The sequence below is a fragment of the Vibrio sp. 1159 genome (genome assembly GCF_033340395.1).
GTDB lineage: Bacteria > Pseudomonadota > Gammaproteobacteria > Enterobacterales > Vibrionaceae > Vibrio > Vibrio alginolyticus.
Genome location: NZ_JAWOWL010000009.1, coordinates 137,358 through 156,493 on the forward strand (window position 1 = coordinate 137,358; position 19,136 = coordinate 156,493).

Below are 19,136 nucleotides of genomic sequence, written 5' to 3' on the forward strand. Positions count from 1 at the left end.
GCATCGTAACCCCATTGCTTGTGTAGAAATAAAACGTATGACATTGAATAAACAGCAACTTACATTGAACTGTGATATGGGCGAGAGCTTTGGCTCTTGGAGTATGGGCGCAGATGAAGACGTGATGCCCCATGTTGATATGGCGAACATCGCGTGTGGTTTTCATGCCTCCGACCCTAATGTCATGCACGACACTATCACCCTAGCGAATGACAACGATGTTGATATTGGCGCACACCCAGGTTACGCCGACCTACAAGGCTTTGGCAGACGAAGCATAAGCATGACGGGTGATGAAATTACGAACATGGTTATATATCAGGTTGGTGCTTTACAAGCATTATGCCGGGCGCAATACACAGACATCAGTTACATAAAGCCTCATGGTGCTCTATACAACGACATGATGAAAAGTGATGCGATATTTAGAGCGGTAGTAAAGGCGGCAGCACTGTTCAAAGTACCGTTAATGATCCTAGCTTCACAGGAAAACGAAAAATACTTAGAAATCGCAGACGATTATGATGTTCCCTTGTTATTTGAAGCATTTGCAGATCGTTTATACCAAGATGACGGCTTACTGACTCCTAGAACACAGCCCAATGCCGTGTTAAAAAGCGAGCACGCGATACTTGAGCAAGTCCGGACCTTAGCTGACTCTGGGCGTGTCAAAACCGCTTCAGGCGGTTACATATTATTGGAAGCCGACACAATTTGTGTTCATGGTGACAATGAAGAGTCGATCGCGCTGATCCAAAAGATCCGCCAAAGCCTATACGCTGGAGGAAATTAATGCATAAAGAGAAATTTAGTATCTCTTTGATCTCCGAGTGCAGTATTTTCATTAAGTTTGATGAGAGTATTTCTGAAAATGCAGTCGGAGAGCTTGCTCGCAGCATAAGAGAAACTTTCGCTTCAATTGTTATGAACGTTGTCCCCTCCTATCAAACTATTCTCATTGATTACTTACCTTTTCGAATCAACGAAAAGAACTTAGCCAATGAGCTGCAACAAATCGTGAGCCAGTTTGATACTCAATCACTTAAGCTTTCCCAGCCGAATCACATTACTATCCCTGTATATTACTCTGAAGAAACCGCGTTAGATCTATCTCGTTTTAAAAAGCGAGGTCTGTCATTAGACGATCTTATTACCCTGCATACGAAAACCGAGTACGCGGTTTCTGCAATTGGCTTTGCTCCAGGCTTTGCATTTCTCTCGGACGTTGATACTCAATTGCACATGGCAAGGCTTGCCACACCAAGAACTCAAGTGCCGGCCGGAAGTGTAGGAATCGCAGACTCTAAAACGGCCGTCTATCCATCAGATAGTCCTGGCGGATGGAACATTATTGGTAAAAGCCCGCTTGCGCTCTTCTCCGACTCTCCTCCTTTTATACCGTTTGAAGTGGGTGACAAGGTCACCTTTAATGCTATTTCAAAACAAGAGTTTATCGATTTAGGAGGCGTACTATGAGTTACGGTGGATTACTGGTGGAAAAGCCAGGACCGCTCTCTTTAGTTCAAGACTTTGGTCGTTTTGGCTTAGCGCATGTCGGTGTGACTCAAGGTGGCCCGGTCGACGACTATGCTTACAGTTGGGCCAACCATTTGCTTGGTAACGTAGTCAATTGCGTTGCGATTGAAATTACTCTGGGTAACGCTTGTTTTATTGCATTGCATAACTGCCACCTTGCTATATGTGGCGGTGACTTAAATGCGAAAATAGATGGTGAACCTATTTCAAATTGGTCTGACTTTACGTTGAAAAAAGGACAGAAGCTTCAGTTCGGAGTCGCAAGGAATGGACTTCGCTCCTACCTAGCGGTTAAAGGTGGATTCAATGTTGCTCAGCACTTAGGAAGCGCATCGACCGTCTTGCGAGAATCTCTAGGTGGTTATGATTCAAATGGTGGCGCTTTGAAAGCTGGTGATATTCTTCCCTTTGTCCCTCATAACTTACCGAAACGTAAACCAAGGCAAATGACGTTTCGCTTTAAGCCAGATTACAACTTACCCATTAAGCTGAGAGTGATTGAAGGCTATCAGAACGAGGACTTTGATGAAGACGCTCGCCAAGCATTTTATAACAAAGCATTCATCATCTCCCCAAATTCGAATCGCATGGGCTACCGTCTTGAGGGCAATAACATTCGTCCACCTTACGAAGGCGTCCTATCAGAGGGAATTGCATTAGGTTCAATTCAAGTACCTAGCGATGGTAACCCTATTGTGCTGCTCAACGATCACCAGACTATTGGCGGGTATCCTAAATTTGGCTGCGTAGCTCGTATTGACTTACCTAGACTGGCACAGGCGAAACCCGGACAAAAAGTCAATTTTGTGAAAGGAGATAGACTAGGCTTGCAAGAAGTATGGTGCCAATGGGCTCAGTTTTTTGGGTATTAATACAACCACTGAGCCCAAACACAGCCGATTATGCAGGCATACCATAACGCACTGCTAAAGCTTGTGGATAGCCTCGCTCTTGAGTGAGTTTAATCGCGTACTGCTCGACCTCTTGTTCAGACCACTTCACAGCGACCGGATGCTGTGTTTCCACATTTTGGTTAGGATCGATGTCAAACCAGAATTGAAGCATTTTTTGCGCTGCGAGTAGTGTCGATGACGCTTTTACCACCTCTATTCTCGCGTAGTGGTTATCTTCAAAAGTCACATCTGCCGCTCTGAGTACTGGATCTGTGCCGGGAATTTGCTGAGCGCCAAATAATGCTTTTCCTCCTTTTACAGCAGAGTGATAGTCGGGAATGAACTGTGCCATGTGTTTGATGGCGTTGTTCGTTCGCTCTTCTAACACTTCTTCTCTCCAGCCGTTACGGATCTTCGAGAGTAAAGGCATAGGCAGTTCAGGTTGAGCAGATGAGTTCGTGCTCTCCACTAAACCATCTTCAAACAGCGTGATTCCTTTTGTCATACCATGAAGTTGAAAGTAACCATCGCCATAAGGCGTCAATTGAGCCATTCCTTTATCGGTTCCACGCGGGCCATGAAAAATAACTTCTGGCCATTGTTGTTGACAGTCTGCCCACCTCGTAACGTAAGCGGCTTTAAACTCCACCAACCTGTCTCGCTTGGCACCAACTGTGTTGTCAATTGAGCCTGTTTCAAAGCCACACGCGTTAACCAAGTAGTCGCATGTCATCAGGTAATCGATACCTTCACGTTCATAGCCAAGTTGCCAGTGTTCCCCCATCCAATCGGCTTGCTTAAACGTTGCTTGTGTGAAGACCGAAGCATTAGGAAGCGTATCTAGTGTTAAGTTGGCAATTGCGGCGAGGCGAAAAACACTCCAACCATATTCTTGAACTGCGACAACAGGATACTTTAGCGCTTCAAGATCAGCATGTTGAGCAAAAGGAATGCACCACTCATCGAAGTTTGTAGGATGACTTGGTTGAGTACGTTGCGCGAGAGCTTCTAGCTCCGCTTTTGAATACAGTTTGTAGTATTTGCTTGGCTCGCCGAGCACTTTATTACTCTCATCTTTATCAACGAGCGTCTGATAAGCACTTTTCACAACCTCTAATCGCGGAATTAGTGTGGATGGGTCTCCACCATCGGAATGAGGAACCGCGATGATTGTCGGACGAATATTCAGTGAAAGCGGATACAGGCGAACAGTATCAATAGATTGTGCTAACAAGTCTAAGCACTGTTGCTCGGAAATCTCTCGATATAAATTACCACCAGCATGCAAATGACAAATGGGTGGACCATTTACTAGTGATACGCCCTTCTCTATTACGGAAACTTTAAAACCCAGCTCCGCAAAATGAATTGCTGCTGTTGCACCTGCTACACCGCCACCAACAACAGCGATATGCTTATCTTTATAACTTGGAAACTCAGACTTCATTGCTTCACTAAAAATTTTATAAGGAAAATTCTTTACTAACGGTGAATTCTACTCGTGTTTGGACTTGATTAAAATCACAAAAAGTTCATGGGTTTGCGAAATATCCAACAGCGCCTGTAAAGTGCATTAAAGTAGAAAAAATTTGCGAAAAAGTACTTGACGACATGGTTAAGAAGACACTTTTTTGTGTCTATGTGAATAAGAATTTCACTGTAAGACCCATGGCGCAAAGCCTGCAGAAACACCCCACTTTTTACCCCATTTAGTTATCCCAAAAGTTATCCACTGTTTTTGTGGATAACTAAAATAAAAGTGTCATGGAGTGTTCCAAACTTGATAACACTCTCTGCGATTAAGTGTTTACTGGCGTTAACAATCTTTTCAACAAACTCATCACTACAAGTGCCAACGTAACAAATGTTGCAAGCGGTAAAGCTATCCACAATTCGGGGTTCTCAGATAAGTAAAACACGTGCTTTCCGGTAGGTTAGCATGATTATCTGGATGATATACACATGTCATACGTCTTGTCATACACGAATGGTTCAAATTACCTAATAAAAAGAGGAAGATTTTTTTATATTTCTATCCGTTGCGAAGGGAAAATTTTTAGGAAGTCACTTAAAACCGATATACTACCGATTGCTCAAGAGATGGTAGAAAATGTATTAATCGAAGCAAGGAGAATGGGAAAGATGTCTGTAGAGCTACTGAAAGCTATTGTTGATGACCAGATAGAGATTGCGTTAGATGCTGTTACAGCCGTTCTATATCCCCGTTCAATTCAAGGTAAGGCAGCTATCAAAGCTCACTACAAGCAGACTATAGGCGCGACCTTACACAATATGCAGGTAGAAGATGCAGAAGGAATGGCAAGCGAAGATCTAAGCCAGCATTACAAACATGTGCCTACTTTTAGAGAATCACAGGTTGATAAGCTTCGCCGTCCTTCGAATTTACCTCAAGCAGATGAAAACGATTGTGGTTTAGAAGAACATTATGAACAGCCTACCCAAGAGTTAGGACTACTCGACACATATAAAAAATCGATTGCTAACGCTCTAGCCAATGATGACCTAGTTACGGCTCACAACAACCTAGCTGCTTTAAAACAAAGTTTTGAGATTGGTACAGCGTCACAAACTGAGTTAGTAGATTCCCCAACCACACCGACTTTCAAAGAAGCCTTAGATCAATATATTCATGATAAATCGAGCAACTTGTACATTAAGAAAAACAAGCCTGTTAGTAAGAAAGCCTCAGATGAAAAGATTAACTATCTATCAGGTTTAATTCTGCACTTGTTGAAGGATAAACCAATCGGCGACATCAACGGTAAGGATATTGATAGAGCTTTCAGGTTGTATAGTCAGTTCCCTTTAACCAAACACAACCCTTGGAAGTCGATGACCCTTGAGGAGCGCATAGAAGCAGCAGAACAAGGTGATGTTCCAGAAGGTGAACGTGTAGGTAAAACACTAGGTAGGATTAAAACGGCTGTTAATTTGTTTTTTGACCACTTTTGGCGTTTGGCTGTGATAGATAACAATCCAGTGAAAGATATGCGCTTTAATGACTTTGTTGGAGGTGGTGAACGTGGTTCATTTACAAAAGCTCAGTTGAATGACTTTCATACCTTTGCAACGACTAATGATTTAGATGGTTTCAAAGTAGCGATCCTTCTTCAAATGTATAGTGGGATGAGGAATAGTGAAATCTCTAACATTCAACCAGAAGATATTAAGACTGAACAAGGTGTTGATTACATACATGTAAGAGGGACTAAAACCGTCAATGCTGAACGTTACATACCTATTCACTCTAAGTTAAAAGAATTCGGTGTGGTCGATTATATTAAAGCAGGTGGTGAAATATACACCTCTCAAAGCATCACACAACGTTTTAATCGTTTGATGCAATCTCTCAGTATGTCTAAAGAAGATAGCAAAGGCTTACCACTAAGCTTTTACAGCTTTAGACATAACTTTGCTTCTGGTTTGGCTTCTGGTGGTGTTTCAGAGCTTCACATTGAATGGTTAATGGGGCACAGCCACCAAGGGACGAAGCAACGATATATAGATAGAGGTGTTGAACACGTTCCATCATTAGCCGAGAGTATCAATTGCTTAAGCTATGAATTCATGTAGAACTACAGGCGGCTATGTTGCCGCCTTATTTACCTTTCAAGTTTGCACCTCTCAACGTTTGCCAGTGTACAAAGTCATGATCATTGTTGATTCTTACAAAGGGATAAGGCGCAGCAAAATAGACTAATTGATTACAGCTGGAACAAAGGTGTGGGATCTGATTGTGTCTCGTTATCGGGTGGTCTTGAGATACACGATAAAAACCTTCACCACATTCACAACGGTACTCTACGAGCAATGCAGATTTTAACGGTCTGGTAAAATGGTTCTCTGTAAGCTTCATATTGACATCCTCACTTGCTCAAAATGCTAGAATATACCAATACTGTATAAATACACAGTTCTGTGAAATTTTTCCATAAGTGCAATTTCTACACTTTTTGAACTAGTGCAATCTTACTTTAAGGTTAAGGCACTAAAATATGTAACTAGATGAGCATGATCTAGGATGTGTTGATGGCATTGATAACGTGTACAGAGTGTGGAAAGGAATACAGCGATAAGGCAAGCGCATGTATAAACTGTGGTTGTCCAACGGAAGTTAATGTTTCACCACCTCAACAAGAATCTGAACAAACAGAAGAAGAAAGCAATTTAGCAAGTGATTCTTATGAGCTTACACCGCTTCCACATCAGGAAGACCGGAACAGCCTTGAAAGTACCGAAGAAGAACCAACCAAGGAAGCTAAGGCTAGGTCAGTATTCGTATTAGTTTCAATAGTATTAGTCGCTATGACCATTGGGATAAGTAATCTGGAAAACAGTAGGGTAAGAAAAAACGCTGAACAAGCAAATACCTTTACTCACCCTCTCCTCGAATCAGGAGCTAGAGTACCAGAAGGTATCAAAGAAAACCCTGAAGTAATAAATCAACTTGTTAAAATCATTGGTTTGTACGGGTACAAATGCAACAGCGTATCGGGGATTGTAGAAATGTCATTTACAAGAGGGTTTTCCGTGTGGTGTAACAACCACAACTACGCCTATCACATTAAGGATAAAGGCGGTAACTGGGTGGTGACACTTCAATGATTCTCATGTGTAGGTACTTCACTAAAATTTTTGCATGATATTAAAAACAGGATCTCAACCAAGATATGATATGAAACCTTATGTTATCATGTCTTCAGTTTAACTTATTAATTAGGTGTTGATATGGGTGGCGTTAGCGTTTGGCAATTACTCATTATTTTAGTTTTACTACCGCTGGCTTTTCTTCCAACGATTATTTCTATCAGAAAAAATCACCCTTACAAAATTCCCATAATCCTTATTAACGTATTAGGCGGATTATTCTGGGGTGTTGGGTGGCTAGTCGCCCTAATCTGGTGCTTCATAGTCCCTGAGAAGAAAACCAATATATCGGGTAGTATCGCTGATGAGATTGAAAAGCTACATTCACTGAAAGAAAAAGGTGTTATCTCTGAAGATGAGTTCAATTCAAAAAAAAGTGAATTAATGCAATAGGTACACACTCAAATATCAGGTAACAACGTTACTTACAGCGCAAAAAGGAGCAATTAAGCTCCTTTTTAATTATGCCAAGTGTGACTTCAATTACTGTCTCCAAAACCCATTATGATCTCACAACCAACAACCTTTTCTTTGTTGTAGAGCTTCACAGCATCATTGAACGCTTGTGTGAGTTCTTCTTGTGTTGGTGGCGAAAAATGTAAGCTTGTATTTTCAACAAATTGCTGTAGTACAAAAATCAAATGATTGAACCCACCAGTTTTTAGAACGCTAAACAGTGTTTCATGCTCAGTCAGAAGAAATCCAAACAAAGCTTCTGAAGTATCGGTAGAGGTTAGGCTGATTAATGGACAGTATACCCCTTTCTCTTGGATCTCTTCTTCACTGTAACCAAGGTGTGTTAAATACCTGTACAGCAATGAGATGTGCTCACCTATCATTCGAATTTGCATAGGACATCTCTCGATTAAAGTTTAGGGAGAAGAGAAGATTTACTATCTTTCGGTGCTGCCTTCTCTGCTTCTTTGACAGCTTCAAGAGCTAAAACAATTTGCTCACTATCTTTGATAGATTTTTCTAAATCTGTTACCAGTGATAAAGCCATTTGCACTGCTTTTAACTGAACGCCGGAAATATCAGTGTTCTTTCCTGTAGCTGCATCTAGGATCACTTTAGTGAGTTTTGGGTACGCCTTAGTAATATCAGCAAGGCTCTTATTCTTAGCGGTGATGAGGTCTAGGATTTGATCTAGTTGCTGGTCAAGAATTCGCTGGCTTGTATTTTTTGGTTGAACTGGGATGTTCACTGTTACGGCTGACATTGTGTTACTTCCTTATTTTTATAGTAGGTTGGCTTTTGCGTAGAGTTCGTGAGATTCGATCTTTAGTAACTTCACTGTGTCTTTGAATCGACTAGAAATCTTATAAACGGTTGTTAGTGTCGGGGATGAGTTGTGTACGGCTGGCTGAAGCTCTACCACTTGCTTAGGAGTTAGGTTCAAACCTAATAACCAGACTGTGATTACCGTACTCTCTGCGATCCTTGGTGTATCACCTATCAATGAGAACGTAAGAGTTCTTAAATCTGATTGAATTAATTCTGCAAGGCGTTGTTTTGCTGTCATTGGGATACCTTGATGTGCTGAAATATCGTGTAAAAAGGTGTGCTGCTTACTTTTGTCCAAACATGCCAATATTTAATATAATTTACTTATATTTCAGTATCTTATGAAAGCTCTTGGTGTACTGCTTAAAATTGGGGTATTTGGACTAGTTCGGGAAGGATAGAAATATTTCTATATGTCTAATTATACCATAAACAACATATTTATTCTTACAAATACGCATATTTATGAAATTAAATTTGACACATAAGCATTTAAAATATTGGCTCTGGTGTAGATATGGCAAAATATCTAAATGGATAGATAAGGTAATGCTAGCAAGGTTTTGAAGTTCAAAATTGAGAGATCGACTCACTGAGCACGGCACACACGCCCAGATTTGAAAATCGTAGAAATGTAGAAATATTTATGCACCTATTCCGCATACAAACAACGCTCTATTTACCCCACCAATCACTGCCCTTTTCTGTGGACATTTTAAGAATCATTTAAGCAACAAATGATAGTGGTGATAATTGAGAATTACTCTCATTTAAACCTTGTGATGTACGATTGTATAACAACAATTACGGACATGTCCGAAACTTAACTTTACAAACAATGTACACCACCCTATAGTCATGTACGTAACTACATAGTTTTGGACAGGGGGATTTATGACATTAGTAGGCTATGCACGAGTAAGTACACATGACCAAGATTTATCAGCACAGCTTGAAGCACTGAATAACGCAGGATGCGATAAGGTATTTCATGGTAAACAATCAGGTAAATCAGACGATAACCAGAAGCAGCTAGATGCACTTGTAGATTATGTTCGAGAAGGTGACACTGTTGTATTAACAAAGCTTGATCGTATGGGTAGAAGCCTCAACGCTATTCTGTTCACTATCCAAACCTTGCAACAGAAAGGTGTTCAAGTTCGTACGCTTGATGGTCAAGTAGATACTACCAGTACCAATCCAATGCAAAAGGCTATGACACAACTACTTGGGGTATTTGCAGAGCTTGAGCACTCCATAATAGTAGATAGATTGCAGACAGGGAGAGAACGTACAGGTAATAAAGGTGGACGCTCTAAGGCTCTCACAGACGCTCAGATTGATGATGTTAAGAAAAAGCTTGTTGATGGTGTGAGTAAGTCAGAACTTGCAAGAGAATACGAGGTAAGCCGTCAAACTATCATAAGAATTTCAAAGACTATCTAACCGTTCAATCTATCCCCTGTCCTATCACCAAGCCGCCTATCATGGCGGTTTTTTATTGTCTGCTAGAACTTGTTCTACCTCCCTGAAATAACTCCTCAAAGCCTCTCACAACGTTTCAATCAACATTAATACAATCACACCGATTCACAGCTAAAACGCTTCTCCAAGCTGTACACGCTCATTCTTGAGTAGTCTTACCCCAGACTCATACACCCAGTGCACAAATCGACTCAATAAAGCTGTATTTGCATTTATATTGCGCATGTGGGCTATATGCATTTATTGAATGATTATTCAGTGGCGATTATTCCATTTTTGGAATGAACCATTACATTTATGAAATCTTGGTCTGGATGATTGAGAGCGATAGCGCATTTTGTTTAGCAAGTAATAAGAAACCTATCGTTAATAGGTGTACTACTTAATTTCACTAGTAATGACCTCTTTATCATCCACTATCGACTACTTTACAGAACCAACAACGGGTCAAGAATACGCCTAGTTACTGCACTTACATCGGCACAATCTCGGATAGATTTTACTTTTAAGGCTTCTTGATAATGTGGAAATACATGATCGTAAAAGTCATTCAAAGATGGTGCATTATTCAAATCTGTAATAACCCCATTATAAACTACGGTTTTCATCTGCTTATAAGTTTCATCCCAGTTTTTACTTCTACCACTTAGATTGGAATTAGCGATAATACTAAAAGCAGTTTCTGCGTTTTCTAGATAACTCCGATCTTCAATCGGTGAACCGATATCATTTGAATATCTGCTGATAGCAGCACATGTCAGGTTAGACGCTGTTACTCCCAAGAGCACTTGGTTTTGTTCTTCCGTTAATTCTAAACTAGGGATGGATACCGATTCGTAATCACCACAGCCTGACATTGCTATTACCAACAACGTAGTAACGTATTTTATTTTTATCATATAAGCCTCGTTCTTAATCCTTACACCTAACCGTACCCTGTAAATCCTTCTTACATATCGTGCCGTTGCTCCCCCTAAGAGATCCATCAGAGCTACGCTTCCATGTGTTGCCTTTATTGTCTCGAATGATCCCATTGGAATCCTTGGAGATGATCGTTCCTGTCTTATCATTACGCCATTTACCATGGGGGTCTTGTCGCCAAACATTGCCTTGGTCATCTCGAATTTTTCCATGGGGATCGACTCAATACCTTGCCTCTGTACCTGTGGAGGAGTTCTTACAGCGTGTGATCCCGTTTGCATTGTTAGTTTTACAGACGGTTTCTGCTTGTCCAGTAGCCGTAAGTAAGCACATAGCAGCCAGCAATAAACGTTTCATGGTGATGTCTCAGCGTTGAACAGAGTTAAAAGTATCATGAGGTTAAGTATAGCAATGTGTTGGATTACGACACTGCGAACTCTTTGAATAACACAAGATTTATGAAAGCAACACACAGCCCCTTTAGGGGTTAGATGAACACATCACACATGGAAAGTGAAATAGCTTGTCTATGAGCTTTACAGGTGGGTTGTATCGTGAATCTTACATATACATAGATAGCGGAGCTATAAAACACATTCACTATCACGAAGTGATAAACACACAACATGTGTAAGCAGAGCTTAAAGACAACACAGGGTTTCTTTTCTTAGTGAACACAGTGAACATAGAAAACACATAAGCGTAGCGTTGAGGACGAGGTTACGAGTCTCTTCTATATAACATATTAGTAAGCCCTTTAGGGCAGACGAACACAGTGAGTCTCTGATCTTACATATCTATATATTAATATTGTTAATACAAATATTACTGTGTTGGTTAGACGAACATGGTGAGTCTTGAGTGAGCACAGCGAACGAGATCTAACATATGGTGTTTAGGACGAATGTAATGAGTCTATGAACGTAGTGAAGATCTGACATATATTGGTTTGACGAGTTTACGAGTCTCTGATCTGACTTAGTATTATCTATATATAACATAGGTGACCTCTAGCGGGCAGTTTTGAGGTTAAGATTGCCTAAATTTAGGCACTTTTACTTATTGGTAGGATAAATCTGCCTGAAATCAGGCAAAGTTCAGATATGTAGAAATAAAAGATTGCCTAGATTTAGGCAGTTTCAAAACGATGTTACCTTTTAGAATTGCCTAAAATCAGGCAGAAATACAGACTGGTTTCACAAGAATACAAAGTGTTGTTTCTGCTAAGAGGAAGATTAGGTAGATCACGACATTTCAAAATTAATTGAAATAATTTCACCTTACCAAACGTCATTCTATTAAATGGTATTCTGTTAATCTCCTATATTTTTTATGAAAAGTCTGTGTTTGGACAGATACAACCACTCCAATAACTTTAATATCTAACAGTTAAACGATTCATAGTGATAAGCTCTAAAATTTGCAAAATAATATAGTTCATGAGATTATTAAAGTATGGTTATCACAAATAAAAACAGTAGTCAACGATAAATAACAAAAGTTCTTGACAAAGATCTCATATCTTGGTATGATTATTGTATGGTTTGAAATTAACCAATCAAATTACCCTGCTCTATCGGTCATCCTGACCACCTAGTTACACCTACTCCGTAAGGTGACATCACCACAATCTAACCTTTGCAACTGTGCCTTTACCAAAAGGAATCACACAGGGGCAGTTTTCGTGTATCTGCTATATAAGGAAATTTTATATGAACGACATTATCAATAACATTCCCCTGCTCGATTGGGATTACATCCGATACCAACTCAAACGACTTGAACGAGATGAGATCAAGCGTACCGCTATTGTGAGAACATCATACCGCAACCCAGATGACCTGCTCTTGTGTATGCAAAACGACATCATTCTGGCTCTTTATTACCGTCAACAGAAACAGGAGACAACATCATGCTAACACCAGAAGAAATCAGAGAGATTGAACTTGAATGCTACCTAGAAGAAGTGGAAGCCCTAGAGGGGCAGATTCCGTGGGAATGGTTATCTAAACGACCACAAGTTAAAGAGTTAGTAAAATCGTTAGGTCTACTACCGCAAACGCACTAATAGGAGTAACACTCGTGAAAATTCAACTCAAACACCCTTACGATAAATTAGCTGGTGAGTTAGCGGATCAAACAGGTCTCAGCCCGACACAATTAACCATCCAGTTAATGCAGCAATTACAACGTCAACTTTCTGAAACAAGTGCCCAAGTGGAGGCAAAGGAGAATACAAGTGGTAAGCGACTATAACAAGAATATTGGATTTGTTCAGATTGATGCTAGATATACGCTGGCAACTGGATTTAAGAATAAAAAGACAGGAGAGATCATTCCTTTTGATGGTGTGGACTTCAAGATCATTACCTTTATTACTCAACGTGAAGCCTACTTCAAGAACGTTAAACATTCTCCCTACTTCGAAAGCCTAGACAGGATTTGCACTGCTGTTACTGGTAGTTCATATCGTTCTAGTGGGAGTAACAGAGCACGTATAAAAAAGCTAATGCAGATTGGTTTGCTTGATGTGGCAACAACTTCTAAAGGTTCGATTAAAAATGCTGGTAAGAAGTCAATCCGTAAGCTTGATAATGTGTTGAAAGATTACGATCTGGTAAACCCTGCCCTTTCTACTTTCGATACACCAGAAGCAACCGAGCAACGTAATGAGGCTAAAGCTGAACGATTAGAAGAACAGAAAAAACGAGAAGAAGACAGAAAGCAACCTTGTTACGGAACAGAATCATACTTCACCGAACACCCACACGTCGAATGTTATATGTTTGCTCTTACGGAACCAGATGGTTATGACGACGAAACAGATGCAAATTTCGGATTTGTCGATGATATAAACACTACAACTAACGATCCATGCCCTACTTACTATATGTGTGCTGCAGAGTTAGCAAGTTACAAACAGTGTTTAATGGTGGATGAAGAAACAGAAGAACGAGAGGACGCAGCAGTATATAGTTTTGTTCAGTCTAGTGATGGAAAGCCCGAACCAGTAAAACACCTGGCACCTGTTGAAGAAGCAGAAGCAACAACAAAGATTGTTGAAACATCAACAGAAGTAACAGCACCGAAAGGTGACAAGTCCAAGCTGGTCAGCCTGATCGGAAATGTCGATGTTTCAGATATAGATGTTGAATCTAAAGGAGTTGGTTGGTTTGCTGCACCACTGGCGAGAGGTGAACTTAACCGAGTAGACACAAAACGTTGGCTCACAGTGTTACATACACATTTTTGGGATGACTACTCACCAGATCAAACAACCGTAGAAGCTATACTTAAAAAGCTAATCTGTGAAGTTTGTGGTGACAATTTAGATGATCTCGGGTACTGCTTAAACCGTGATTGTCCCGAACACGAATCCGTAATCCCATTCTAACCAATCCCCTTTTAGCGCAACGCTAACACCTTATTCAGCCTCTACAGGCTAATCCAAACAACACTAAAACAAACCTGATACATGCTTGAATGAAGCACAATGTAGGGCTACTTGTATGTATCACTCCAAACAAGAGGAAACAATGATATGAACACTTTCACGGTATTAAAGCCAGAGCAAGGTTATGACACCATTTTTATTACTCGCCAAGATCACAAGATCGAGGAGATTTTTGTAAATAGTTCAGTTCCGCTAATGATCACTGAGTTACCTATTCCCACTAAGGAAACGAAGGAGATTATCGAGCTATATGAAGATCAATGGTTAGATTTGAATGACAACGAATTTAAAGTTCCAACATCAAAACAGCATGACGTTTTTGTATATGAACATCTAGATTCAGATGACTTTTTAGCCTTGTTGATAAGATACCCTCGTGTGGTTGGCAAATTAATAGCTAGAGAGTTTTATAAGGACATTGAAGAAGTGACAAATCGATTAGATTGCGAGTTGTATGAGTTTTATCAAACTCATAAGGCAACCTAACCCAACCTAACCCCTCTCTAAATACAACCGAATACAAAACCTCTCGTATACATGCTGAATAGCTTGTAGACACGTTCACACCTTTGTATGGGGAGGTAATAACAAGAAGGAAAATAACGTGAAGAAATATCGAGTTAGAAAATTAAAGCAGTCACGCCGCCGTTTTAACTATGCAAGGTTGGTGTGAAATGGAAGACTTACACAAAAAGTACGAAATGCTCCTTTCAAAACTAGAGCCAAAGAAACAGGAAAAGCTTAATAAACTGGTTGATGAATGGCTACCAATCTACAAACAAGATCTAGATGATATCTTATTTAACACTGATTATGTCATCGAGCAAAGCCCTCAATTGATACCTATGGGTGGTGGATTATCAGTTTCTAAAATAAGGTTTCAGGCTTACATAAAACACTCACAGACATACAAAACCATTCTTTTAGATGTAGGTTTCAACGCTTATAAAAGCAAACCTGAAAAGGCGCGAATGCCTTATTTAAATAACTGGTTAGAACGTTCTTTATCACCTCCTAAGAGACAAAAACCCGTTAAGACGCTGAGTGCAAGGTTCATTAAGATGCTCAAAGACTTCGACGCTGGCGCAAGTGTAGATAAACACATGACAACTTTAACCGAAGTAAACCGATTAATTTCACATATGAAGAATGTTATAAACTGTAAAAGACAGCCTACCGTTTACGATTGGTTTTATAATAATAAGATACCCCATGCTGAACTATGTATTTTAATTCAAGAAACTCATAATCAGTTAACACAAAAATAAGTAATAGTCTATATTATTTTAATGAATATACTATACAAATAAATATATTTTTGGTATAATAGTTGTATAGAGTGATTTAAAAGACTTCTCTAGTTTTATTCGACATCCTTCCTATGTTTTCGATAAAATTTTCCTTTGTTATCTCTAGTGTTGCAATGCTTTAAACATTTCTCATGTTTACTCAACTTAATTAGTAGTGACGGGCACCTCCTTTCCCTTATCTATTATTTAAGTTGAGGTTTTGCAAGATTGAATTGTAATCAAAATGTTTACAATACTCTATACATCCCTATTCACCTCTCCAGTGAAATAAAAATAAGTTATATCCTCACCTAATTTAAATTAAACCTAATCCAGTTAATGGAGACAAAACCATGCGAAAAAGGCTTTTGTATGATTCCCCTGAAGCTTTACTCGATGAGCTTATTACAGGTAAACGAACAATCCAAAACACTTACATATTACGTTATCGAGCTTTGAACGTTTATGATGACTATGAGCAATTTCAGATCATAGACGAAGCTATAAAAATGTATCAAGCATCAAACAAAATAAAATCAATCGATTTCTAATCTATCCCCTACCAATAGCAGCAACCCTATAATAATAAAAAGGAAGTAACATGAAGATAACTGAGCTTATCGAACTATACCCACAGTTAAACAAACAACAATTAATTAAATTGAGAAGTCATTTTTACAGCATTAAAGGTCGCTGTAATAGTAAATGTGAACATCATAAACACTATCACGATGTTGATTTTAACTTTACAGACTTAATTGAATTCATCGACTTTATTCTATCTGAAAAATCGAAAGGTCGTGATTACTTTACAATCAAAAATCCACATGTTTGTAGACTCTTCGATAAAGGCGAATATTCCCCGACTAATTGTATTATCCGGAGCAGAAAGGCCAATATTAGAGAAAGTTCTGGATATGAATTCAAGATTTACGACAGTCTGACTGGAAAGGTCGAGTATTTTAATAGTGTGAGGCTTTTCTATGAAATCAACAAGAATGTATTAGACATTTCACTCGCTACATTATATCGACGTATCACAGATAATAAGATTATTAATGTAAACGATGGCGTAACATTTGGCTATATCAAAATTTCCTACATCAAATAACTATAACAAGGCATATCATGAATTACCTTTCAAAAGAAATCTTATCTCGACCTCAATTAGCGAGTGTTGAACTTTTTACAACTGTTAGTGAGATTCTTGAAGATCGAGAACTTCGAAAGCAATTAGCCTCTGATAATAGCGGCTTTAAATCTACAAACACTTTGATTAATAAAATTGAATCATTACCTAACACGAAGGTTTTAAATGTAGAGGGTGCGTGTACTTACCGCAGCAATCCATATCAAATGTTGTGTGGTGGGTGCAGTTATCAAGACCTTGTATCACAAATGGAAAGCTATGCAGCTAATGGAGTTAAAACCGTTGTCATGCTTGCCGATTCTGGCGGCGGTGAGGCTATGGGAGTGTTTCAAGCTGCAACCACAATCAAACGTATTGCCAAAGAGAATAATATTAAGCTCATTGGATACTGTGATGGAACGGCAGCCAGCGCTTGTTATGCACTTTTAGCGATTTGCGAGAGCATTTATACACATCCTATGGGTCAGCTTGGTTCTATTGGTGTAGTTGTTCAGCTTACTGATACATCAAAAGCTCTTGATATGGCGGGAATTAAAAGAATTTTCGTATCTGCAGGTGAGTCCAAAATTAGCGTGAATGAATCAGGGCACTTCAAAGATGAGTTTTTAGCAGACCTTCAGCAAAGCGTCGATGAACTTTATACAGATTTTATCAATCATGTAGCATCTAACCGCCCTATGTCAGCTAAACAAGTAAGAGATACGCAAGCTAAGGTTTTCTCTGCCAATAAATGTTTAGATATTGGCTTAGTCAATGGAATCAAAACACCAGATGAGTTTCTTCAGTTTTTGAAAAATTCAAAACCACATCAACCTGTTAATTCACAAACAAAAGCGTCTACATCAACCTCTAAACCAACTTCAAGTACTTTAACTGGCTATGAACGTGCTAAAGCCGTAGCAGAAGCAAGTGTTAAGCCCGTAGTCAAGAGTGATGAACCAGAACAAGAACTAAGTTACGAGCAAGAGAAATTAGAACACAAACTTAAACTTGAAGCAGCAGTTCGTAGAGCAGCGATGAAACGTAAACAAGAACAAGGTGGTTTGTAATATGTCAGACGAAACAAAAACAGTATTACAAAAACTTCGAACTCTCCAATCTCTAACTCTAATTAAAAAACAAAAATAAGGAATAACAATAATGAGCATTGCAACTACTAACACCCTACCAAATGTCCAAACTGTTGAAGAATTAATTAAAGAGTATTACCGAACTCAAGTGACTAAACCAGAACAAATTGATCAGGAACGTGTTGATAAGGTGGTTAATTTCAACCTAGCCTCTTATAACCTTCCTTATATCTCCACGTCCGCACCTAAAGCATTTAGTTCACGTAAGGATGAAATTACATACCTTTTAAGTGGTAGCAACCTTGTAAAAGAAAATAAACTGTGTGCATATCACCATGAATTTATCCGAGAAGGATTACAACAGCTTCTAGTAAAGCATGCTGAGTTAATTGATCGAGGTTTTAAAACAGTCTCTAATCAAGAACACAATTTATTCCATCAATTGAGTGTTAATAAGCTTATCTTGAAGAAGCCTGATTGCTTGATTGAAAAAGATATTAAATTTCTCAAAGAGAAAGTTTTATCTATTCTTGATGAACTCAACGAAATTGAACGTAAAGAAAAAATGGATGTTGTAAAAGCAACGAATTGGGCGCAAAACAAGCATTCTGAACAGAAAGCAGCTTATGATAAAGCTATTGCTGAATTAGCCGCTAGTGAAGCTAATATCCTAAATGATATGTATGTTAATTTCTCACAATACTTTGATAGCATTGAGTCAAGAGATTATTGGTTCTTTGATGATTTAAAAGATATGTGTGGAAACGCCTCAAACAAAGATATCGAAGAAGTTCTTACCCATTTAAATTTCATCCCTCTTCGTAAATATCTCGCTGATGATAAACAGCATAAACTTTGGGTGAAAGAAAGTGAAGCTGAAAATCTAGACTATAAGAGTATCCAATATAACAAATAAAAATATAACATCCCCTTTTAACTAAGGGGTTAATAAAATGCCTATGGAAATATTACAACAATTACCCCCTCTCTTTTTAATCCTCATCCCAATCTTAATTATCAATACCCTATTTGGTAAACCAAAAGAGAAAGATCCTAAAGAAGATTATCGAACAGTATTGAAGAAGATAAAGAAGATTGTGGATGAAGAGCTGAGAAAATAAGGAAGATTTATGATTACACCCACATATATTATGGATAACAACCTTGGAAGATTTTACGCCGATGCGTTTACTGAGGTGTTACCCAGTTATCAAGCTAATGCTACCAAATACCCAGTAAGCGATAAGAGCGTTATCACTTCAAATGTAGTTAAGAGTAACCCAACATTAAGCCTTACTTGTTATGTTGGTAGGCTTTGTTGCTTAATTCGATGAGAAGACATGGTAGCCCCATGTTGTTCAGTTCTTAAACAATATACTGAGTTTC

At 39.0% G+C, this 19,136-nt stretch carries 24 protein-coding genes; 19 read left to right on the forward strand and 5 right to left on the reverse strand.

Annotation, left to right across the window (positions count from 1 at the left end):
- Positions 1–37 precede the first annotated feature (37 nt).
- From R7127_RS09770 to R7127_RS09780, 3 genes are read left to right on the forward strand one after another with little or no spacing between them, the layout of a single operon-like run.
- Positions 38–793, forward strand: a complete 756-nt coding sequence (locus R7127_RS09770; protein ID WP_005386314.1) for a 5-oxoprolinase subunit PxpA — start codon at positions 38–40, stop codon at positions 791–793.
- Positions 793–1,476, forward strand: a complete 684-nt coding sequence (locus R7127_RS09775; RefSeq protein ID WP_318141793.1) for a 5-oxoprolinase subunit B family protein — start codon at positions 793–795, stop codon at positions 1,474–1,476. The genes R7127_RS09770 and R7127_RS09775 overlap by 1 nt, the downstream gene beginning before the upstream one ends.
- Positions 1,473–2,408, forward strand: a complete 936-nt coding sequence (locus tag R7127_RS09780) for a biotin-dependent carboxyltransferase family protein (protein WP_005376316.1) — start codon at positions 1,473–1,475, stop codon at positions 2,406–2,408. The genes R7127_RS09775 and R7127_RS09780 overlap by 4 nt, the downstream gene beginning before the upstream one ends.
- A gap of 28 nt (positions 2,409–2,436) precedes the next feature.
- On the opposite strand, the gene R7127_RS09785 is transcribed toward R7127_RS09780, so the two are convergent.
- On the reverse strand, positions 2,437–3,876 hold the full coding sequence (locus R7127_RS09785; RefSeq protein ID WP_025767775.1) for an FAD-dependent oxidoreductase: 1,440 nt from the start codon (positions 3,874–3,876) through the stop codon (positions 2,437–2,439).
- A 515-nt stretch (positions 3,877–4,391) separates the two neighbouring features.
- Between R7127_RS09785 and R7127_RS09790 the strand changes: the two genes are divergently transcribed.
- From R7127_RS09790 to R7127_RS09800, 3 genes are all read left to right on the forward strand, one after another.
- Positions 4,392–6,023, forward strand: a complete 1,632-nt coding sequence (locus tag R7127_RS09790; protein WP_318148386.1) for a tyrosine-type recombinase/integrase — start codon at positions 4,392–4,394, stop codon at positions 6,021–6,023.
- Positions 6,024–6,479: 456 nt separating this feature from the next.
- Positions 6,480–7,055 carry a hypothetical protein gene (locus tag R7127_RS09795; protein WP_318148387.1) on the forward strand — a complete coding sequence of 192 codons (576 nt, stop codon included), beginning with the start codon at positions 6,480–6,482 and terminating at the stop codon, positions 7,053–7,055.
- Between the two features lie 123 nt (positions 7,056–7,178).
- A complete protein-coding gene (locus R7127_RS09800; protein WP_153645782.1) occupies positions 7,179–7,490 on the forward strand; it encodes a superinfection immunity protein in 312 nt (103 codons plus the stop codon).
- A gap of 86 nt (positions 7,491–7,576) precedes the next feature.
- Here the strand turns inward: R7127_RS09800 and R7127_RS09805 are convergent, their stop codons facing one another.
- From R7127_RS09805 to R7127_RS09815, 3 genes are read right to left on the reverse strand one after another with little or no spacing between them, the layout of a single operon-like run.
- Positions 7,577–7,948 carry a hypothetical protein gene (locus R7127_RS09805; RefSeq protein WP_318148388.1) on the reverse strand — a complete coding sequence of 124 codons (372 nt, stop codon included), beginning with the start codon at positions 7,946–7,948 and terminating at the stop codon, positions 7,577–7,579.
- A 14-nt stretch (positions 7,949–7,962) separates the two neighbouring features.
- Positions 7,963–8,316, reverse strand: coding sequence for a hypothetical protein (locus tag R7127_RS09810; RefSeq protein ID WP_213965947.1), 354 nt, complete (start codon positions 8,314–8,316; stop codon positions 7,963–7,965).
- Between the two features lie 18 nt (positions 8,317–8,334).
- Positions 8,335–8,619, reverse strand: coding sequence for a hypothetical protein (locus R7127_RS09815; protein ID WP_169644188.1), 285 nt, complete (start codon positions 8,617–8,619; stop codon positions 8,335–8,337).
- 656 nt (positions 8,620–9,275) lie between these two features.
- Between R7127_RS09815 and R7127_RS09820 the strand changes: the two genes are divergently transcribed.
- The gene (locus R7127_RS09820) at positions 9,276–9,827 is read left to right on the forward strand and encodes a recombinase family protein (RefSeq protein WP_318148389.1); all 552 of its coding nucleotides are present in this window, start codon (positions 9,276–9,278) and stop codon (positions 9,825–9,827) included.
- A 467-nt stretch (positions 9,828–10,294) separates the two neighbouring features.
- Here R7127_RS09820 and R7127_RS09825 read toward each other — a convergent pair whose 3' ends face one another.
- Positions 10,295–10,999, reverse strand: a complete 705-nt coding sequence (locus R7127_RS09825; protein ID WP_049875208.1) for a hypothetical protein — start codon at positions 10,997–10,999, stop codon at positions 10,295–10,297.
- A 1,500-nt stretch (positions 11,000–12,499) separates the two neighbouring features.
- Here R7127_RS09825 and R7127_RS09830 point away from each other — a divergent pair.
- The 12 genes from R7127_RS09830 to R7127_RS27040 all read left to right on the forward strand — a co-directional run bounded on the left by R7127_RS09830 (position 12,500) and on the right by R7127_RS27040 (position 19,084).
- Positions 12,500–12,706 carry a hypothetical protein gene (locus R7127_RS09830; protein ID WP_069547987.1) on the forward strand — a complete coding sequence of 69 codons (207 nt, stop codon included), beginning with the start codon at positions 12,500–12,502 and terminating at the stop codon, positions 12,704–12,706.
- Positions 12,700–12,855, forward strand: a complete 156-nt coding sequence (locus R7127_RS09835) for a hypothetical protein (protein ID WP_176721303.1) — start codon at positions 12,700–12,702, stop codon at positions 12,853–12,855. Before R7127_RS09830 ends, R7127_RS09835 begins: the two co-directional genes overlap by 7 nt.
- Before the next feature lie 14 nt (positions 12,856–12,869).
- Positions 12,870–13,043 carry a hypothetical protein gene (locus R7127_RS09840; protein WP_176721302.1) on the forward strand — a complete coding sequence of 58 codons (174 nt, stop codon included), beginning with the start codon at positions 12,870–12,872 and terminating at the stop codon, positions 13,041–13,043.
- Entirely contained in the window at positions 13,027–14,181 is a 1,155-nt protein-coding gene (locus R7127_RS09845; RefSeq protein WP_318148390.1) for a DUF6945 domain-containing protein, read from the forward strand. The genes R7127_RS09840 and R7127_RS09845 overlap by 17 nt, the downstream gene beginning before the upstream one ends.
- A 147-nt stretch (positions 14,182–14,328) precedes the next feature.
- Positions 14,329–14,727, forward strand: coding sequence for a hypothetical protein (locus tag R7127_RS09850; protein WP_318148391.1), 399 nt, complete (start codon positions 14,329–14,331; stop codon positions 14,725–14,727).
- Between the two features lie 188 nt (positions 14,728–14,915).
- Positions 14,916–15,509 (forward strand): hypothetical protein, encoded by a 594-nt coding sequence (locus tag R7127_RS09855; protein ID WP_318148392.1) that lies wholly within the window; start codon positions 14,916–14,918, stop codon positions 15,507–15,509.
- A 374-nt stretch (positions 15,510–15,883) separates the two neighbouring features.
- Positions 15,884–16,081, forward strand: a complete 198-nt coding sequence (locus tag R7127_RS09860; RefSeq protein ID WP_318148393.1) for a hypothetical protein — start codon at positions 15,884–15,886, stop codon at positions 16,079–16,081.
- 50 nt (positions 16,082–16,131) lie between these two features.
- Positions 16,132–16,641: a hypothetical protein gene (locus R7127_RS09865; RefSeq protein ID WP_213963562.1), complete on the forward strand. Its 510-nt coding sequence runs from the start codon at positions 16,132–16,134 to the stop codon at positions 16,639–16,641.
- A 17-nt stretch (positions 16,642–16,658) separates the two neighbouring features.
- Positions 16,659–17,729: a S49 family peptidase gene (locus R7127_RS09870; RefSeq protein ID WP_318148394.1), complete on the forward strand. Its 1,071-nt coding sequence runs from the start codon at positions 16,659–16,661 to the stop codon at positions 17,727–17,729.
- Between the two features lie 91 nt (positions 17,730–17,820).
- Entirely contained in the window at positions 17,821–18,666 is an 846-nt protein-coding gene (locus tag R7127_RS09875; protein WP_318148395.1) for a hypothetical protein, read from the forward strand.
- A gap of 37 nt (positions 18,667–18,703) precedes the next feature.
- Positions 18,704–18,871 carry a hypothetical protein gene (locus R7127_RS09880; protein WP_154216245.1) on the forward strand — a complete coding sequence of 56 codons (168 nt, stop codon included), beginning with the start codon at positions 18,704–18,706 and terminating at the stop codon, positions 18,869–18,871.
- Positions 18,872–18,901: 30 nt separating this feature from the next.
- Positions 18,902–19,084: a phage baseplate protein gene (locus tag R7127_RS27040; RefSeq protein ID WP_411977853.1), complete on the forward strand. Its 183-nt coding sequence runs from the start codon at positions 18,902–18,904 to the stop codon at positions 19,082–19,084.
- Positions 19,085–19,136: the final 52 nt, after the last annotated feature.

Bases quoted from the DNA above. Each gene is read 5' to 3' on its own strand.
- R7127_RS09770 (WP_005386314.1), top strand. From the start codon at position 38: ATGACATTGAATAAACAGCAACTTACATTGAACTGTGATATGGGCGAG.
- R7127_RS09775 (WP_318141793.1), top strand. From the start codon at position 793: ATGCATAAAGAGAAATTTAGTATCTCTTTGATCTCCGAGTGCAGTATT.
- R7127_RS09780 (WP_005376316.1), top strand. From the start codon at position 1,473: ATGAGTTACGGTGGATTACTGGTGGAAAAGCCAGGACCGCTCTCTTTA.
- R7127_RS09785 (WP_025767775.1), bottom strand. From the start codon at position 3,876: ATGAAGTCTGAGTTTCCAAGTTATAAAGATAAGCATATCGCTGTTGTT.
- R7127_RS09790 (WP_318148386.1), top strand. From the start codon at position 4,392: ATGTCATACGTCTTGTCATACACGAATGGTTCAAATTACCTAATAAAA.
- R7127_RS09795 (WP_318148387.1), top strand. From the start codon at position 6,480: ATGGCATTGATAACGTGTACAGAGTGTGGAAAGGAATACAGCGATAAG.
- R7127_RS09800 (WP_153645782.1), top strand. From the start codon at position 7,179: ATGGGTGGCGTTAGCGTTTGGCAATTACTCATTATTTTAGTTTTACTA.
- R7127_RS09805 (WP_318148388.1), bottom strand. From the start codon at position 7,948: ATGCAAATTCGAATGATAGGTGAGCACATCTCATTGCTGTACAGGTAT.
- R7127_RS09810 (WP_213965947.1), bottom strand. From the start codon at position 8,316: ATGTCAGCCGTAACAGTGAACATCCCAGTTCAACCAAAAAATACAAGC.
- R7127_RS09815 (WP_169644188.1), bottom strand. From the start codon at position 8,619: ATGACAGCAAAACAACGCCTTGCAGAATTAATTCAATCAGATTTAAGA.
- R7127_RS09820 (WP_318148389.1), top strand. From the start codon at position 9,276: ATGACATTAGTAGGCTATGCACGAGTAAGTACACATGACCAAGATTTA.
- R7127_RS09825 (WP_049875208.1), bottom strand. From the start codon at position 10,999: ATGGAAAAATTCGAGATGACCAAGGCAATGTTTGGCGACAAGACCCCC.
- R7127_RS09830 (WP_069547987.1), top strand. From the start codon at position 12,500: ATGAACGACATTATCAATAACATTCCCCTGCTCGATTGGGATTACATC.
- R7127_RS09835 (WP_176721303.1), top strand. From the start codon at position 12,700: ATGCTAACACCAGAAGAAATCAGAGAGATTGAACTTGAATGCTACCTA.
- R7127_RS09850 (WP_318148391.1), top strand. From the start codon at position 14,329: ATGAACACTTTCACGGTATTAAAGCCAGAGCAAGGTTATGACACCATT.
- R7127_RS09855 (WP_318148392.1), top strand. From the start codon at position 14,916: ATGGAAGACTTACACAAAAAGTACGAAATGCTCCTTTCAAAACTAGAG.
- R7127_RS09860 (WP_318148393.1), top strand. From the start codon at position 15,884: ATGCGAAAAAGGCTTTTGTATGATTCCCCTGAAGCTTTACTCGATGAG.
- R7127_RS09865 (WP_213963562.1), top strand. From the start codon at position 16,132: ATGAAGATAACTGAGCTTATCGAACTATACCCACAGTTAAACAAACAA.
- R7127_RS09870 (WP_318148394.1), top strand. From the start codon at position 16,659: ATGAATTACCTTTCAAAAGAAATCTTATCTCGACCTCAATTAGCGAGT.
- R7127_RS09875 (WP_318148395.1), top strand. From the start codon at position 17,821: ATGAGCATTGCAACTACTAACACCCTACCAAATGTCCAAACTGTTGAA.
- R7127_RS09880 (WP_154216245.1), top strand. From the start codon at position 18,704: ATGCCTATGGAAATATTACAACAATTACCCCCTCTCTTTTTAATCCTC.
- R7127_RS27040 (WP_411977853.1), top strand. From the start codon at position 18,902: ATGGATAACAACCTTGGAAGATTTTACGCCGATGCGTTTACTGAGGTG.